General features: G+C 63.8%; 13 protein-coding genes. 3 read left to right on the top strand and 10 right to left on the bottom strand.

The annotated features are described in order from the left end of the window. Positions 1-3 precede the first annotated feature (3 nt). On the bottom strand, positions 4-2,118 hold the full coding sequence (locus tag QMZ25_RS06380) for a TonB-dependent receptor (protein WP_283219284.1): 2,115 nt from the start codon (positions 2,116-2,118) through the stop codon (positions 4-6). A gap of 172 nt (positions 2,119-2,290) precedes the next feature. Here QMZ25_RS06380 and QMZ25_RS06375 point away from each other — a divergent pair, with 172 nt between their 5' ends. The 3 genes from QMZ25_RS06375 (at position 2,291) to QMZ25_RS06365 (ending at position 5,537) form a co-directional block, all read left to right on the top strand. Then, positions 2,291-3,493 (top strand): amino acid aminotransferase, encoded by a 1,203-nt coding sequence (locus QMZ25_RS06375; protein ID WP_053516086.1) that lies wholly within the window; start codon positions 2,291-2,293, stop codon positions 3,491-3,493. A gap of 209 nt (positions 3,494-3,702) precedes the next feature. Then, positions 3,703-4,719 carry a class 1 fructose-bisphosphatase gene (locus QMZ25_RS06370; RefSeq protein WP_053516088.1) on the top strand — a complete coding sequence of 339 codons (1,017 nt, stop codon included), beginning with the start codon at positions 3,703-3,705 and terminating at the stop codon, positions 4,717-4,719. Between the two features lie 107 nt (positions 4,720-4,826). After that, on the top strand, positions 4,827-5,537 hold the full coding sequence (locus tag QMZ25_RS06365) for a 2OG-Fe(II) oxygenase (RefSeq protein WP_053516090.1): 711 nt from the start codon (positions 4,827-4,829) through the stop codon (positions 5,535-5,537). 316 nt (positions 5,538-5,853) lie between these two features. Here QMZ25_RS06365 and QMZ25_RS06360 read toward each other — a convergent pair whose 3' ends face one another. The 9 genes from QMZ25_RS06360 to exbB form a co-directional block, all read right to left on the bottom strand. Beyond that, positions 5,854-7,995 (bottom strand): RHS repeat protein, encoded by a 2,142-nt coding sequence (locus tag QMZ25_RS06360; RefSeq protein ID WP_197571437.1) that lies wholly within the window; start codon positions 7,993-7,995, stop codon positions 5,854-5,856. 14 nt (positions 7,996-8,009) lie between these two features. Then, positions 8,010-11,258, bottom strand: coding sequence for a DUF6531 domain-containing protein (locus QMZ25_RS06355; RefSeq protein WP_283219283.1), 3,249 nt, complete (start codon positions 11,256-11,258; stop codon positions 8,010-8,012). Positions 11,259-11,452: 194 nt separating this feature from the next. Further along, positions 11,453-12,544: a PA0069 family radical SAM protein gene (locus tag QMZ25_RS06350; protein WP_283219282.1), complete on the bottom strand. Its 1,092-nt coding sequence runs from the start codon at positions 12,542-12,544 to the stop codon at positions 11,453-11,455. 77 nt (positions 12,545-12,621) lie between these two features. Next, positions 12,622-13,365, bottom strand: a complete 744-nt coding sequence (locus QMZ25_RS06345; RefSeq protein WP_283219281.1) for a pyridoxine 5'-phosphate synthase — start codon at positions 13,363-13,365, stop codon at positions 12,622-12,624. 9 nt (positions 13,366-13,374) lie between these two features. After that, a complete protein-coding gene (locus tag QMZ25_RS06340; protein WP_053517208.1) occupies positions 13,375-13,644 on the bottom strand; it encodes a hypothetical protein in 270 nt (89 codons plus the stop codon). A gap of 40 nt (positions 13,645-13,684) precedes the next feature. Further along, positions 13,685-15,148, bottom strand: a complete 1,464-nt coding sequence (gene cls / locus QMZ25_RS06335) for a cardiolipin synthase (RefSeq protein WP_283219280.1) — start codon at positions 15,146-15,148, stop codon at positions 13,685-13,687. 119 nt (positions 15,149-15,267) lie between these two features. Beyond that, entirely contained in the window at positions 15,268-15,681 is a 414-nt protein-coding gene (locus QMZ25_RS06330) for a biopolymer transporter ExbD (RefSeq protein ID WP_053517211.1), read from the bottom strand. A gap of 3 nt (positions 15,682-15,684) precedes the next feature. Then, positions 15,685-16,110 carry a biopolymer transporter ExbD gene (locus QMZ25_RS06325; protein ID WP_053517212.1) on the bottom strand — a complete coding sequence of 142 codons (426 nt, stop codon included), beginning with the start codon at positions 16,108-16,110 and terminating at the stop codon, positions 15,685-15,687. A 61-nt stretch (positions 16,111-16,171) separates the two neighbouring features. Then, positions 16,172-16,933, bottom strand: coding sequence for a TonB-system energizer ExbB (gene exbB, locus QMZ25_RS06320; RefSeq protein WP_053517213.1), 762 nt, complete (start codon positions 16,931-16,933; stop codon positions 16,172-16,174). Between the last annotated feature and the right edge of the window lie 9 nt (positions 16,934-16,942).

The following is a 16,942-nucleotide window of genomic DNA, read 5'->3' as shown; positions in this document are numbered from 1 at the left end:
AGGTCAGCGCCATGACCACTGCAGGCCGACACTGGCACGGCGGCCCGGGCCGGGCTCGTAGTAGCGGCCATTGCCATCGTTGACGATGACCGAGCCGATGTAGGCCTGGTCAAGCACGTTCTCCAGCCGGGCGAAGGCACGCAGCTCGCCTCCGGGCAGCCGCCACTGGCGGCCCCCTTCCAGATGCAGCAGGGCGTAACCCGGCGCGCGTTCGTCGGCGAGGTCATTCACCACGGTATCGCTGCTCGCGGTGGCCTCCACCGCCCACTGCCAGTCCGCAGGCGTCCACTGCAGGCGGGCGAAGGCCTGCTGGCGTGGAACACCCGGCAGGCGGCTACCGGCATCCACGCGGGTATCGGGCACACGGCAGCCGCTGCCGGCACAGGTCAGATAGGGCGACCGCACCTGTGCCTGCAGCCAGGTCCAGGCCAGCTGCAGTTCTAGCTGCTCGGCCAGCGGCTGCCGGTACTGCAGTTCGATGCCCTGGCGCCGCGTACGGCCGATGTTGCGGTAGGTGCTGCGGCCACCGATATTGCTGGCAACGGCCAGCTCGTCGTCGGTATCTGCACGGAACAGGCTTGCATCCAGCTGCATTCCATCCTGTGCATGCCATTTGCTGCCGATCTCCAGCGTGCGGCTGCGCGCCGCCGCCAGATCCAGCGCCAGCCCGGCCTGGCCGTCGGCGCGATAGCCCAGTTCATTGAAGGTCGGTGTCTCGAAGCCACGGCCCACGGCGGCATGCAGGCGCCACTGCGGGTGGGCTTCAAAGCTGATGCCGGCCACGGGTGTGGTGGCCCGGTAGCGGCGGTGGCCGCTGTCGTCCGGATTGCGGTCGGTGATGTAGCGGTCGTCCGATTCGAAGCGCACGGCACTGTGCCGCACGCCGGCCAGCAGCGACCAGCGCGGACTCCACTGCCACCAGGCCTGGGCGAACTGGTTTACGTTCTGCACGATGTCGATCTGGTCGCGGCGCAGGCGCCCGCGCACGCCCAGCGTGCTGCCGACGAAGTTCTCGTAGCCGGTGCGCTGCTGGCGCTGGCGGTCCGCACTGAGCCCGGCGACCAGGTCCAGCGGTCGGCCGGCCACCTCGCCCTGCCAGCTCCAGCGCGCGTCCAGGCCGCCATAACCACTGTCCAGGTCGATCACACCGCCGGCATGCAACGGGTTGGCCTGGGCCGTCGGCGGGATCGCCAGATACTGGGTGACCGAGCGCTGGCCGGCATAGCCCATCAGCTGCCACCGCTGCGCGCCGGCCTCGCGGCTCCAGCGCAGGCCGGCCTGCTGCTGGCGCACTGATTTGCGGGTGTTGTACTGATGAGCGACGGCGGTGGCCTGGCGCGGGTCGGCCGCGACCTGCGCGCGGGTCAGACCCAGCGGATCCTGCGCATCGGGCGCATCCAGCGCGTTGAGCAGCAGCTCCAGCCGCCCGCCTGCCAGTTCGCCGCCGACGCGAGCGTTGAGCGATTCGCGCCGGGCACGGCTGTGGTCGCGCCAGCCATCGGTACGGAAGTGGTTGGCCGCGATGTTGTAGTCCAGCACCTGACCCGCGCCGCGCAGCTGCGCACCCACGCTCAGGGTCGTGTCCGCGCCCGCGCTGAGCCGCAGCCGCCACGGGTCGCCCGCCCGGCCCTGCGCGCTCCACACCTGCAGCACGCCACCGGAGGAATTGCCGTACAGCGCCGAGAACGGTCCACGCAGCACCTCCACGCGTTCGGCACCCAGCAGGCTGGCGTGCGACAGCTGGCCCTGCCCATCGGGCATGGTTGCCGGCACACCGTCGATCAGCACGCGTACCCCGCGTACGCCGAACGTCGAGCGGGCGCCAAAGCCCCGGATCGACAGCTGGGTGTCCTGCGCGAAGTTCTGCCGGTCGCGGGCCAGCAGGCCCGGCACCCCGCCCAATGCTTCGGACAGCTGCGCCCCGGTGCCGGCGCGGTCAGCATCGATCCAGACCGTGTCCTGGCTGGCGGGCAGGGCGAACGGATCGATCCCCTGCACACGGGCTGCCTGCACCTGCACCGGGGGCAGGGCGGTCGTGGACGGCTCCGCCATCGCGACCAGCGGCGACAGCAGCAGGGCGGACAGGGGCAGGCGATTGCGGCGTGGGGCAGGATTCATGATTCAGGTTGATGGATCGGTCGGCAACGCACGCCATGGTACGGGTCCGCGGATGACGATGGTGGCGGCCAGCCCCGGCAGGCTTTGTTACGATGGGCCGGTTTCGGCCGAAATGCCGCAAGCCGCGTGGCGCAATTCCTCCCCCCTTTCCGTCTACCGAACGAGTACCGCCGTGTCCTTCTTTGCAAACGTGGAACTGGTCCCAGGCGACCCGATCCTGGGCCTGACCGAGGCATACAACGCCGACAGCCGCCCGACCAAGGTCAACCTGGGTGTGGGCATCTACTACGACGAGAGCGGCCGCATTCCGCTGCTGCGCGCTGTCAAGCAGATCGAGCAGCAGCTCGCCGCCGAAGCCAAACCGCGCGGCTACCTGCCGATCGACGGCCTTCCGGCGTACACGCAGGCGACGCGTGAGCTGGTGTTCGGCAAGGATTCGCCGCTGCTGGCCGCAGGCCGCGTCACCACCGCACAGACCGTCGGTGGCAGCGGTGCGCTGCGCGTCGGCGCCGACGTGCTCAAGAAGCTGCTGCCGCACGCCACCGTCGCGCTGAGCAACCCGAGCTGGGAAAACCACCGCGCGGTGTTCAGTGCCGCCGGCTTCGAGGTAGTGGATTACACCTATTTCGATCCCGCGACCCACGGTGTCGACTTCGACGGCATGCTGGCCGACCTGCAGAAGCTGCAGCCGGGCAGCGTGGTGCTGCTGCACGCCTGCTGCCACAACCCGACCGGTGCCGACCTCACGGTCACGCAGTGGACGCAGGTCGCGCAGCTGCTCAAGGACCGCCAGCTGTTCCCCTTCATCGACATGGCCTACCAGGGCTTCGACAAGGGCATCGAGCAGGATGGCGCCGCCGTGCGCATCATCGCCGAAGCCGGTATCGACAGCTTCATCGTCGCCAACTCGTACTCCAAGTCGTTCTCGCTGTACGGCGAGCGCGTGGGTGCACTGTCGATGGTGGCGCCGACCGCCGCCGACGCCAAGGCCGTGCAGTCGCAGGTCAAGCGCGTGATCCGCACCATCTACTCCAGCCCCTCCACCCACGGTGCAGCGCTGGTGGCCGGTGTACTGACCAACCCGGAACTGCGTGCGATGTGGGAGCAGGAGCTGACCGAGATGCGCGAACGCATCCACGCGCTGCGTCAGGGCCTGGTCGAGAAGCTGGCGGCCGCCGGCGCCCCGCAGTTCGGTTTCATCAACGAGCAGGCGGGCATGTTCTCCTACTCCGGCCTGAGCCGCGAGCAGGTCGAGCGCCTGCGCGACGAGTTCGGCATCTACGCCGTCGGCACTGGCCGCATCTGTGTGGCTGCGCTGAACCAGAACAACCTGGAGTATGTCGCCAAGGCCGTGGCCACCGTGGCCAAGGGCTGAACCCACGCTCCAGTGGCTTGAAGACAAAGGCGCCGGAAGGCGCCTTTGTTTTTGCAGCGTGTCCTGCATCGCCTCCCCTTCCCACGAGCCTCGACAAAAGGAAGGCGCTACGAGCGCATCTGGAAACGATTACGCCTTCCCGCGCTCACGCACGCAGCGGCCAGACGGGCGACAATAGGCGTTTTCCCGCTGCCGAGACCTGTCCGCCCATGTCCCGTACCTCGTTGACCCGCTTCCTGATCCAGGAACAGCACGCCGGCCGCATCAATGCCGACCTGCGTCAGCTGATCGCGGTCGTCGCCCGCGCCTGCACCAGCATCTCCATCGCCGTCAGCAAGGGCGCCCTCGGCGGCGTGCTCGGCGACGCCGGTACCGGCAACGTGCAGGGCGAGGCGCAGAAGAAGCTGGATGTCATCAGCAACGAGATCCTGCTCGAAGCCAACGCCTGGGGTGGCCACCTCGCCGCCTGCGCCTCGGAGGAAATGGACCACAGCCAGCCGGTGCCGGACATCTACCCGCGTGGCGATTTCCTGCTGCTGTTCGATCCCCTCGATGGCAGCTCCAACATCGACGTCAACGTCTCCGTCGGCACCATCTTCTCGGTGCTGCGCTGCCCGACCAACGTCGAACTGCCGGGCGATGACGCGTTCCTGCAGCCGGGCAGCAAGCAGATCGCGGCCGGCTACTGCATCTACGGGCCGAGCACCCAGCTGGTGCTTACCGTGGGCCACGGAACGCATGCCTTCACCCTGGATCGCGAGAAGGGCGAGTTCGTGCTGACCACCGAGAACATGCAGATTCCGGCGGCCACCCAGGAATTCGCCATCAACATGTCCAACCAGCGCCACTGGGAAGCACCGATGCAGGCCTATGTCGGCGATCTGCTGGCCGGCAAGGAAGGTGCGCGTGGCAAGAACTTCAACATGCGCTGGATCGCCAGCATGGTGGCCGATGTGCATCGCATCCTGACGCGCGGTGGCATCTTCATCTATCCGTGGGACCGGAAGGATCCGTCCAAGGCCGGCAAGCTGCGCCTGATGTACGAAGCCAACCCGATGGGCCTGCTGGTCGAGCAGGCCGGCGGTGCCGCCTGGACCGGCCGCGAGCGCATTCTCGACATCCAGCCCGACCAGCTGCACCAGCGCGTGCCGGTGTTTCTCGGCTCGCGCGAGGAAGTGGCCGAGGCGGTGCGCTACCACCACCAGCACGACGCTGCACAGGCCTGAGCGGCGCACCGCGGCCACGCTCATGGCAGTTCGATGACATGACCGTGGGGTGACACCGACGGCGGCAAACGGCACCATCAAGCCCTTGCCGCCGAAGGAATGCACGCATGCACGAGCAGGGCCCGGTCGATTTCATCGAAGTCATCCACAACGCGGTCCCCACGGAGGTCTGCGCTGCCATCGTCGAGCGCCTGCGTGCCACCCGCGGCCTGATGCCAGGTGCCGTCGGCAGCGGCGTGTTCCCGGAACTCAAGCACAGCAAGGACCTGCGCATCAGTGGCCTGGAGGGCTGGCAGGACGTCGACGTACAACTGCAGCAGGCCGTGTTCAAGGGCCTGCTGACTTATCTACGCCGTTATCCACAGGCGCTGATCGCACCGTTGATGTTGCAGATCCAGGACAGCGACGGTCAGCCGCGACGCTTGTCGGCCGAGGACTTCCCCGACATGTCGGAGCAGCAGCTGGCCGACCTGGCGCGCACCTGCCTGCGCCCGGGCGCGATCAACCTGCAGTGGTATGCCGCAGGCGAGGGTGGTTACCCGTACTGGCACTGCGAGCTGTACCCGAAGGATGCGCAGGCCGAGACGCTGCACCGGCATGTGCTGTGGACGCTGTACCTCAACGATGGATTCGACGAAGGCGAAACCGAGTTCCTGTTCCAGGGCCGCAAGATCGCACCGCGTACCGGCAGCCTGCTGATCGCCCCGACCGCCTTCACCCACACCCATCGCGGCAATCGGCCGCAGGGCGGCGACAAGTTCATTGCGACGAGCTGGATCCTGTTCCAGAGTGCGCAGAAGTTGTTTGGGGGTGGGTGAGGCGTCGTCGTTACAGCGCGAGAGCAGGTTACTTATCGTAGAGAAATTGCCCTGTGTTCTTCTTCACTTGCTAGCCGGGAATTTTCCGTAATTAGTAACCACAAGAATCGCGAAGAAGGCCACTGTCATTCCGATGAGCTCAAACTGAATTGAATCCGGATAACGCTTGCATACTTCAAACGCGGCATTGTCTTCAACGTGATCGAGGCACTCCCTTACAAGACGGTAGAGCGACGACGCCCTACTGTAGAAATAAACCAGAGCGCCGACGCTTATCGCCCTCGCCAATAAAAAAAATATACTCCCAAGCTTGGCTCTATTCACATTTTTCTACCGAGTCCTGAATGATTGTCTTTCCCGAGCGATCTGTCATTTTGTAGTCAATCGCGTATCCACCTTTGCTGCCATAGCTAATAGTTGTAACTTCCACGAAACCGCCGTAAAGAGTAGGCGTCTCGGTTACAGCACCAACCACGTAGCCGGCCGCGGCACCTGTGGCCGTTCCAGCAATTCGCCCGGCAGGCCCATAGATGGATGCAATTATGCCGGTGACAAATCCGAACTTGTCCTTTGCCGCAGTATTGATCTCGTTCCTCTTGATCGCCTCATCACTGCTTATTTTTCTACTCTCAACCTCAGTTCTCTCACTTTTCTCACCGCAAACACAATCACGCAGACCCAATGGGTCAATCCGGCTTATTGGATTATTTCTAACATAGGAATACGTGTTTGTTCCCCCCGCCAACCCAATCGGATCACTCTGCACATAACGCCCAGCGCTCGCGTCATAGTCACGGAATCCGTTGTACCAGAGCCCACTCTCACTGTCGTAGTACTGCCCCGGGAAACCAATGTTGAGCCCACCGATATCGTCCTTCAGGACGCTGCGCCCGTAGGCATAGTTGTACGCTTTCCACACCACCTGCTGCGCCTTGTTGGTCGCATATTCCGGCCGCCCCAGATGGTCGTTGTGAACGAAGTTCACCGACCCCTTCCTGTCGATGCCAACCAGCTCACCACCGAACCACAGGTAGTTCGTCCAGGTGTTCCCGGTCTGTTCGGCCAGAAGCTGGTTCTGACCTGCATAGAAGTAGCGACTGGTCGAGCTCGCGCTGCTCTTGCCCACGCGCTGCCCTTGGGCATTGAGCAGATAGTCCGTTCGTTGCCCGCCTACGTTGCTTTGAATCATCCGGTTGAACGGGCCGTAGGTGAACGTCGAGATGCGGCTGCCCGATGTTTCGCTGATCCTGTTGCCGAGCGCATCGTACTGATACGTACGGGTGCCATCCTGGTTGATGAACTGCAGCATCCGGTTGCTGCTTGCGTCGATGACGTAGCGGGTCGCCTCTGTTTTTGCGTTGAGCGCGGTGTAGTTCCCACCCGCGTCATGGGAAAGCGTATAGGCGATGCCAGCTCGTGTCAGCGTGCTCAGGCGTCCCAGTGCGTCATAGCCCAGGACCTGGCTGAGGTTGCTCGTCACATCGTCGTTGATCTTGATGATCTCGTTGTCGCCGTTGTAGCGGTATGACGTGCGGCTGAGAGCGGTGGTCTGCTGATTCCGCACCGCCTGGGCCTCCAGGCGGCCGCCCTGATCGAACGCGTAGCTGCGCGCCAGGCCGTTGCCAAAGGGCATGCGTTGCCGCGCTCCCAGAGCGGAGTAGACGCTGGGTCCAACAATCTGTTGCGTCACCGAGCCCTTGGTGAGGGTCATGGACTGCGGAAAGCCCCTACTGTTATAGACGTACTTCGCGAGCGTGCCATCGGGATAGGTGACGGTGCTGTTCCTCCCGATACTGTCATAGGTGTAGCTGACAGTTCCCTCACTCAGGGTGTTCGCCTGCGAAAGCTGGTCAGTCCGGCTTACCAGCTGTCCTGCGGCGTTGTACGTGAAGCGCGCGCTTGCACCTGGCGCCGAATGGGCACACAGACGCCCCTTGCCGTTCACGCAGTTGTCGTACGTATAGGTCTGCTGCTGCCCCTCAGCATTCTGGCTGGTCAAGCGGCCCAGCCCGTCGTACCCGTAACCGACAGTGCTGCCGTCGTTCAACACCGTCGCAATGCGCTGGCCCGCCGCGTTGTACTCGTGGTCTGTCCGACCCGTGTCCGGACTGTTCTGCGTCCATAGCTGTCCAAATCCATCGGTCTGGTAGGTCGTTACCAGGCCGCGGGGATCGGTCACAGATGCCAGCCGGTCACCCTTGTCGTAGGCAAAGCGTGTCGTTCCGCCATTCGCATCCGTCTGTACGAGCAATCGGCCCAGTGGATCATAGGAGTATCGGCTCACCCGGTTCTGGGAATCGGTGGTCTGCACCAGCCGATCCTCCAGATCATAGGCATAGCGCACATTGCGCCCTTGATCATTACGCTCGGCGACAAGCCTTCCCAGCTCGTCGTAATCGTAGTTCACGGCCGAGACGATGGTGTTGAGCCCCATCATGGCCAAAGCAATTGTGGACATGGTCTTGGCTTTCCTTAGCGGGGTTGTTCACAGAAGATCAGGTTGCAGCTTCCTGTATGGTTCTCGGCTCTGATCGTTACCTGTCCCTTCGGTCCCCAGACGGTTGCACCGGATGCGAGCTGCCCGAAGTACTGGAACTGGGCAACTCCGCTGCCACTGTTGACCGGCGAGACGTTGATGGTGAAGGTCGCGACGGCACCGGGAGCCACCGCACTGTTGAGCCCCACGGATTGACTTGTCCGCAACGTCGTCAGCGCCAAGTAGGTGTCACCGGGGTTCCAGACAACGTTGCCGGTGTTCCGGAACTGGAACGTCACCGTGGACGATTGACCATTGAAGATGTGCTCTGGGCCGGCCGACGCCTGCACCAGCTCAGCAGTACGCGAGATGGTTGGAACGGTGAACGTACCGGACCGATTGATGGCCAGATTGGGGCCGCCCCAGGGAGAGATGCCATGAACATAGAGCGGCTTGCCGCCATGAACGCTTCGTGTATTTGCATCCAATGCAAGTCCGAACCAGTAAGAGCCCTGTGATTGGCAAGCCTCTTTCACATCGTCATTCGGGATCAACATACCGGTCACACTGCCGAGGTAGGTGCCGCTCCCTGCAGGCCCACCCGCGTAGACATGAACCGTGGTTGCGGCGTTGACTCCTACCGAGCAGGCCCATCCCTGCACGGAATAGTTCCAGTTCCCATCATTCATGATCCCTGCAACATCACCGATGATGTGCGCGGTGGGAATGGAGAAGGTGCTGGAGTTGTCCAGAGCTCGGTTGTACTGCGCGCCCAGCGGAGAATGGCCGTAGAGCGTGATCTTTTTCCCACCCAGCTGCTGGCGCTGTTCCAGCGTGAGGGGGAGCTGGAATCGATATGCGTTTCCTGTTGCCTGGCACGCGGATGCTACCTGGCTCTCGCTGGCGAGGTTCGCCTGTGCGCTGCCGAGATAGGTTCCGCCCTCCGCATAGCCATCAACCTGGATGGACGAAGCCGATCCCGAGGAGCAGGCCCAGCCTCGCACGAACCAGTTCCATTGCGCGTCGTGGGTGACCTCGTCGATTACGCCCCTGACAACGCTCTCGCTGGAATAGTCCGTCTGCGCGATTTCAGTGCGTGTGCGATTGGATGCGGTGTCATACGTGTGACGCGTCCACAGCCAGTTGCCGTCCCCAATCGGCTGAACTTCGCTCATCAGGCGCCGGCCAGCGTCGTAGCTGTATAGCGTCTTGATTCCCACAGGTGTGGTGATGCTGGCAATGTCGCCCGTCGCGTTGTACGTCGTTGTGGTCGTTGCCCAACCGGACCCTGTGTTGATCCGGTCTACCAGAACACGGCCGCGAGCGTCATAGGTGATTTCACGGACATCGCCATTGGGTCCGGTGATACGGCCCGGCTGCCCCAGTTCGTTGTAGGCGGCGTACGTCACCCTGTGCCCCAACGCGTTGGTGACACTGGACAGATCTCCCTTCGCATTGAAGGTGGACGTGATGTCGTCCTGCGCCAAGGGGCCATCTTCCTTGACGGAAGCCGTCAGTCCATTGGCGTGGTAGGTATACGTGTACTGAGTGGTTCTGGCCTGACCATTGACGCCGGCAGCACTGAGATTTCGTGTCGTGACCGAGCTGACGTTACCGCGGCTGTCATAGCTGAAGCTGGTCTCGCGATCACCAACCCGCGTTTCCTTCAGCAGATGCCGTCCCGCCGCATCCCACTGATAGAGCGTGACACGTTCCGCAGCGCTGCCAACGGCCTCGGCCTTCCTCAGCAGATTGCCATCGGGGCTGTAATCAAAATCGGTTACGTTGTCGACAAAGTCGTGAACGAGGTCAGGATTGCCATTGGCATCGTAGGTGCGTTCCTTGTAACTGGCGGGACAGGTCGTTGATCGGTTGCCGGTCACCGACACCTGGCGTCCGTCCTCATAGGCATACGTTGTGGTGCGACCGAGTGGATTGGTCTCGCTGACCTTCAGTTTGACCGGACGGGTCCGCTCCCCGGCGGCGGCCAACAGCACGCCTTGGGCGCTCGGGTCGGCGGCGATTTGAACTGGGCCGCCGGGCAAGGACCGGGGCTGGATGCAGATATTGCCCTGGCCCGGTCTGTACTCACACCAGCCCGTCTCTTCGTTGCCCCGGATGCCGCCTGGATGCACTGGCGCTGGAGGGACCGCCACCGGCGCGCTGCTCTCGATGGCGTAACTGAAGGTGTGCCGCTCGATACCACCGGCATGTTCCGAGAGCGTTGCTCGCCTGTTGGCATCGTAGGCGAAAGTAGAGTAGCGCACGCCGTTGTAGGACTTGCCGGTGAAGCCACCTGGATATCGCGCGTCCTCGTAGTGGTAGCTGATCGTGGTCTGCGGCGAACCCGGTAGGGTTGCGCTGGCAAGACGCGCACGCCCCGTGCCGAACGCATTCGGGGTATAGGTGTACTGGTAGACGTTGCCCGCAGGATCCTTGACCTGTGTCAGCGATCCGTTGGACCAGACGAACTGAATGCTGCGGCCGGAGGAATGCGTAACCTTCTGCAGATACTTGTCGCTGTACGTGAATGTCCAGAAGACGCCCTGCTCATTGCGAAGCTCGGTAATGTATCCAGCGGCGTCGTACCGCTCGCTGCCCAGCTCCTCGTTGTACAGGGTGAAGCTGCCATCGCTGTTCTTTGTCAGGTAGGCGATCGGCTTGGCACGATCCTCGTTCCAGCGCCCGTTCGCTTCGCTCCAGACGAACTTGAGCCTGCGACCGTCCGGCCGCTGTGCCCAGGCCGTCTTCTGCGCGTTCGAGAATGCGATGCTGTAGTCGAAGTTGCTGATCCAGTGGTTGCCAAACAGGCCCGCAGCACTCCAGTGATGGTTGTAGGTGCGCTCCAGGTACAGGCCCATCTCCCCACCAACGGTGAAGTCCCGTTCGATTTCGACCTTGTTGCCGGTGTAGAGCACGACGGGGTTGCCCTTGCGCTCGCCGCAGTCATCACGACGATCGTCGGTTTCCTGTTCCACCGCTGTCCTGGCAGGCATCGACGCGTCCGAGTGGTAGGACACCCCTATGCCAATCGAGATGACACCTGAAGTGCCAACTGATGGACCACGCAGATGGGTAACGGTGATCTTGTCCAGATCCTTGATTCCGGAGTCCCCGTTGTTGTTCTGATAGAAGACCCTAGTTGCCTTTTTCGCGGACGCAGGAGGTGCCAGGAGGAAGCCCGACATCAGCACGGGCAGCAGAAGTGTGGCGGTGGTAGACACGCCTTTCGAACGGAGCTTCATGCTCGCTTTTATTCCTTGTGTTGCCGGATCTGAAGTCGCTTTCGCCTGAACCGTGAGTTCAGGAGGAAGTGGATAGTAATCTGGAGTTCACACAGTTGAACAGAGCGATGTGTGCAGTCGCGATGTCGTATCCGTCGCCGAGGCGCAGATCGCGATCACGGTTTTCCATATGCGTTCCGCAGTAGCGCACTACTTCAGAACAACGACCCCTGCGGCGAATCCACCTTCGGCGGCAGCGGCTTCTGGAAGCGGCTGCAATCCAGTTTCGGCCAGTGGCTGTTCTGGGCGTCGAAGCCCAGGCGCTTGCGCGCCAGCTTGAAGCGGTTGTTCAACAGATCCGCATAGACCCCCTGGCCACGCATGCGCGTGCCGAAGCGGCTGTCATAGTCCTTGCCACCGCGCAGCTGCTGGATGGTGCTCATCACGTGCGCCGCGCGATCCGGATGGTGGGCATCCAGCCAGTCGCGGAACAGCGGTGCAACCTCCAGAGGCAGGCGCAGAAGCACATAGCCGGCAGTACGCGCACCCGCCTCGTGCGCCGCTTCGAGCACGCTTTCCAGTTCACTGTCGTTGATCCACGGAATCACCGGCGCGACCATCACGCCAACCGGAATGCCCGCCTCGTGCAGACGCTTCATCGCGCGCAGGCGCGCGTGCGGTGCAGAGGCGCGCGGCTCGAGCTTCGCCGACAGGCGTGGATCCAGCGAGGTCACCGAGAAATGCACGCTGACCAGGTTCTCTGCCGCCAGTGGCGCAAGCAGGTCGATATCGCGCTCGACCAGCGCGTTCTTGGTGATCAGCGAGAACGGATGCTTCGTCTCCAGCATCACCTCGATCAACTGACGGGTCAGCTTGAACTTGCGCTCGATCGGCTGGTACGCATCGGTGTTGATGCCGAGCGCGATCGGTTGCGGCGCGTAGCCTGGCCGGGACAGCTCCTTGCGCAGCAGCTGCGGTGCATTGGTCTTGGCAAACAGCTTGGTCTCGAAATCCAGGCCCGGCGACAGGTTCAGATAGGCATGCGACGGGCGCGCGAAGCAGTAGGAACAACCGTGCTCGCAGCCACGATACGGATTGACCGACTGGCTGAAGCCTACGTCCGGGGAGGTATTGCGGCTGATGATGCTGCGCGCGGTTTCAGCGCGTACCTCGGTGCGCAGACGGGGGGCCGCGAACTCTTCGCTTTCATCCACTTCCCAGCCGTCGTCCACTGCCTCGCTGACGGTGCTCTCGAAGCGCCCGGCAAGGTGGGAGGTGGACCCTCGGCCTTTGATCGCGATACCCATGTGGGTAGCCTACGCCGCTGCCGTCTCAGCGGCTGCGACAACAGTATTGGCCCCGCCGGGCAGGGTCCGGCGCTACCTCAGAGCAGCGCCAGATAGCCCCGAATGGTCGCATCCAGCCCGTCATACAGGGCCTCGCCGATCAGCGCATGCCCGATCGAGACCTCCAGCACCTCCGGCACGTTCGCCAGGAAGTCACGCAGGTTGTCCTGCGACAGGTCATGGCCGGCATTCACGCCAAGCCCCACGGCCTGCGCGCGGCGCGCGGCCGTGGCGAACAACGCCAGCATCGCTGCGGCGTCGCCTGCGGCGTGCGCTTCGGCATAGGGTCCGGTGTACAGCTCGATGCGATCGGCGCCGACCTCGGCCGCCTGTTCCAGCAGCGGGTTGCCGGCATCGACGAACAGGCTGACCCGGCAGCCCATCGCCTTCAGCTCGGCCACCAGCGGACGCAGGCGCTCGCCGTCGCGCTCGAAGTCGAAACCGTGGTCGGAGGTGATCTGGCCATCGCCGTCCGGCACCAGGGTGGCCTGCGCCGGACGCGTCTGCGCGCACAGCGGCAGCAGCCCCGGGTAGCCGTCGCGTGGCGGTGCGAAGGGATTGCCTTCGATGTTGAATTCGACGCCACGGACGCGGGTCAGCGTGGACAGCGCCATTACGTCCTCGGCGGTGATATGACGTCGATCGGGTCGCGGATGCACGGTGATGCCATGGGCGCCGGCATCCAGGCAGGCCTGAGCGGCACGCACCACATCGGGTTCGGCACCACCGCGCGAATTGCGCAGGACGGCGATCTTGTTGACGTTGACACTGAGCTGGGTCATCGAACGGTACTACTTGGAAAGAGGGGACGGATCGTGTTCGTCGCGTTGATCCGCGCCACGGGCCTCGGCCTGCTCACGCAGGCGGCGCAGCTCGTCGGCATCGATCAGGGTTGAGGGATCACTCTGCAGATCACCGAACCGGGCCACGTAGCGGCCACGCACCCAGGCCAGCAGGAAGGCGAGGGCCGCCAGCAGCGCCAGCGCCATCAGCCCCGGGCTTGGGGTTTTCAGCGCGAAGGCGAAACAGCCCAGCGCCGGCAGCAGGTACAACCAGTACATAGTCAGGCTCCCCGGATGATCGCCGCAGTGTAGCGCCGCCTTACAGCAGCGGCGAGGCCAGGCGCGCGAAGGCCTCAGGCAGGCGTTGCAGCCACAGCGAGCGGGCCGCGGCCTGGTCGTGCACGCGGGTAGCCTGCTCGAACTCGGCCTCCAGCAGGCCCGCCAGGGCGGCGACCCGCTCGCGGTCGCTGATCATCATCGACAGTTCGAAGTTCAGGCGGAAGCTGCGATGGTCGAAGTTGGCACTGCCGACGATGCAGACGTCGTCGTCGGCGATGAAGGCCTTGGTATGCAGCATGCGGGGGCCGTACTCGTAGATCTTCACCCCGGCGTGCAGCAGCTCGTCGAAGTAGGACCGTGCGGCCTGGGTCACGAACCAGGAATCGCTCATCTTCGGCACCAGCAGGCGCACGTCCAGTCCCCCCAGCGCGGCCGAGGTCAGCGCCATCCGCGCGGCTTCGCCCGGCACGAAGTAGGGCGTGACCAGCCACACGCGCTCCTGCGCTTCCTGGATGGCCGCCACGTGGAGCCGGTGGATGGTCTCCCAGCCCGAGTCCGGGCCGGACACCAGCACCTGTGCGTTGATCGAGCCTTCGCCGCGGAGCGGCATGTCCGCCGGCCACATCCGCGCGATGTCGAAATGCGAGTGGTCCTGACCGCTGGCGTAGAGCCAGTCCTCGGCAAACACCAGTTGCAGGCTGCGGACCACGTGACCGCGGATGCGCATGTGCAGGTCGCGATAGGCGTTGGCGTTGCGGCTCTCATCCTCGTCATCGGTGATGTTGATGCCGCCGGTGAAGGCGAGGCGGCCATCGACGATCACCAGCTTGCGGTGGGTGCGCAGGTTCAGCCACGGTCGCTTGAAGGGCTTCAGCAGCTGGCGGGGATGGAACCAGACCGCTTCACCGCCGGCGTCGAGCAGCGGCTGCAGGAAGCGTCGCGGCACTGCGGACGAGCCCACTGCATCGAGCAGCAGCCGCACCTGCACGCCGGCGCGGGCACGTTCGACCAGGGCATCACGCAGTGCGGTTCCGGCATGGTCGGGATTGAAGATGTAGTACTCCAGATGCACGTGGTCACGCGCCTGCGCCACCGCTTCCAGCAGCGCGGCATAGGTCGCCGCGCCATCGACCAGCCAGGTCACTTCGGTGGCACTGCTCGGCGCCAGTCCGGTGGTGGCCTGGGCGATCTTGGCCAGCTCGGTGCAATCGGCATCGGGCGGGCAGACGTCGCTGTAATGCTCCATCCCCGATCGCGCGCGGCCACGACGCAGGCGCTGCCGCTTCACCTTCTGCGGACCGAGCAGGTAATAGATGAAAAGGCCGAGGTAGGGCAGCAGGGCCAGCGACAGGATCCAGCTCAGCGTGGCTACCGGCTCGCGCTTCTGCAGCATGATCCAGCCCGCCAGCGCGAGCAGGTACAGCAGGTAGGCCACGGCCAGGATCGAACCCAGGTGGGCAATGCCATCAAGCCAGTGGCGGAGGGAGTCGAAGAGGGCGAGCATGCGCCGATCATAGCGGGCGCCAGCGGGTTTCCGGGCGTCGGCACCGGCACAAAAAAAGACGCCCCTGTCTCCAGGGGCGTCTGCAGTCGCGTCATGACTGTTGTGTTGCGGTATTGCGTTTACTGCTGTACGAAGCCGATCTTCTTCATCTGAGCATTCTTCGCGGCAGCCAGAACCTTGGCCATCACGTCGTACTCGGAATCCGGGCTTGCATCGATCCGCAGTTCCGGCTGGTTGGTCGGGTCACGCTGGACCTCCTGTTCCATCCGCTGCTGCAGCTCGCTGGTGCTGATCGGGCTGTTGTTCCACGAGACCTGGTTGCTGGCGTCGATCTTCAGTTCGATCGGCGGCGGCGGTTCGACCAGCTGCGGCGGTGGGTTGAGCACGCGCTGCGGCAGGTCCACGGCGATCGGGTAGGTCATGATCGGCGCGGTCACGATGAAGATGATCAGCAGCACCAGCATCACGTCCACGAGGGGCGTGACGTTGATGTCGGCCATGGGGCCCTTGCCACCACCACTACTGAATGCCATGGCTTATTGCCCCTTTTCTTTGGTCGCGACGAAGCCGACGTCCAGCATGCCCTGCTCCTGCGCGACCTTGGTCAGGTCGTTGATGACGCGCATCTTGGTGGTGCGGTCACCACGCAGGTTCAGCGGCGGCTGCGGGGTCTGCTGGGCGGCGGTCGCCAAGCGCGACTCGAGCGTCTGCTTGGTGATTTCTTCGTCGTTCCAGTAGATCGAGCCGTCTTCCTTGACTGCCAGGGTGATCGGACCGGAGCGCTTTTCGGCGTCATCCGGATTCTGGATCAGGTTGGCTTCCGGCAGATCCACCTTGACCTTGTGGGACATCAGGGGCGCCGTGATGATGAAGATGATCAGCAGCACCAGCATCACGTCCACGAGGGGCGTAACGTTGATGTCGGCCATGGGGCCGCCGCTGTTACCACTACTGAAAGCCATAACGGGCTCCGTCTAGATCTTGATGACTACTTGCTTCGTCGCGGGTGGAAGCGCGCCGCAATCAGCGGACGCGCGAACCGGTGGCGAAGAAGTCGTGCAGGTCGTGCGCGAAGGTATCGAACTTGCTGATGGTCGCGCTGTTGATCTTGCTGAAGAAGTTGAAGGCGAACACGGCCGGGATCGCGACGAACAGACCGATCGCGGTCATGATCAGCGCTTCACCCACCGGGCCGGCAACGGCGTCGATCGAAGCGGAGCCGGTGGCACCGATCTTGATCAGCGCGCCGTAGATGCCCCACACGGTACCCAGCAGACCGACGAACGGAGCGGTCGCGCCGACGGTGGCCAGCAGGGTCATGCCCGACTGCAGCTTGTTGCTTTCGCGGGTGACGGCCTGACGCAGGGCGCGGTCGACGAATTCCGAACGGCTCAGGTTCTCACCCAGGCCACCGGTACCGCCGCCTTCAGCGCGCTGGTGGTGGGCAGCTGCCTGGGCAGCGTCCAGGGCGATCTTCGAGAACGGCTCCGAAGCCGGCTGCTCTTCCATCGCACGGATGGCGTCCTGTGCGTTCGGGGTGTCCCAGAACAGGCTGACGACGCGATCGGCAGCGCTCTTCAGGCGGGTGGCGCGGAAGATGTTGATGACGGTCCAGTACCAGGACATGGCCGACATGATCACCAGGGTCAGCAGCACGACCCAGGAAACAGCGAAATCACCCGGCTTGGTGGTCATTTCGTGGATCAGGTGCTCGAAGCCCATCTGCGACAGGGCGTTGGACGGATTGCCCCCGGCAGCAGCGGCGATGAAAATTTCCTGCAGCATGACGCTTAC

Source organism: Stenotrophomonas sp. RS-48 (assembly GCF_030053245.1).
GTDB lineage: Bacteria > Pseudomonadota > Gammaproteobacteria > Xanthomonadales > Xanthomonadaceae > Stenotrophomonas > Stenotrophomonas maltophilia_P.
The sequence above is the reverse complement of the archived record's forward strand: the minus strand, read 5'-3'. Positions and strand labels throughout refer to the sequence as shown.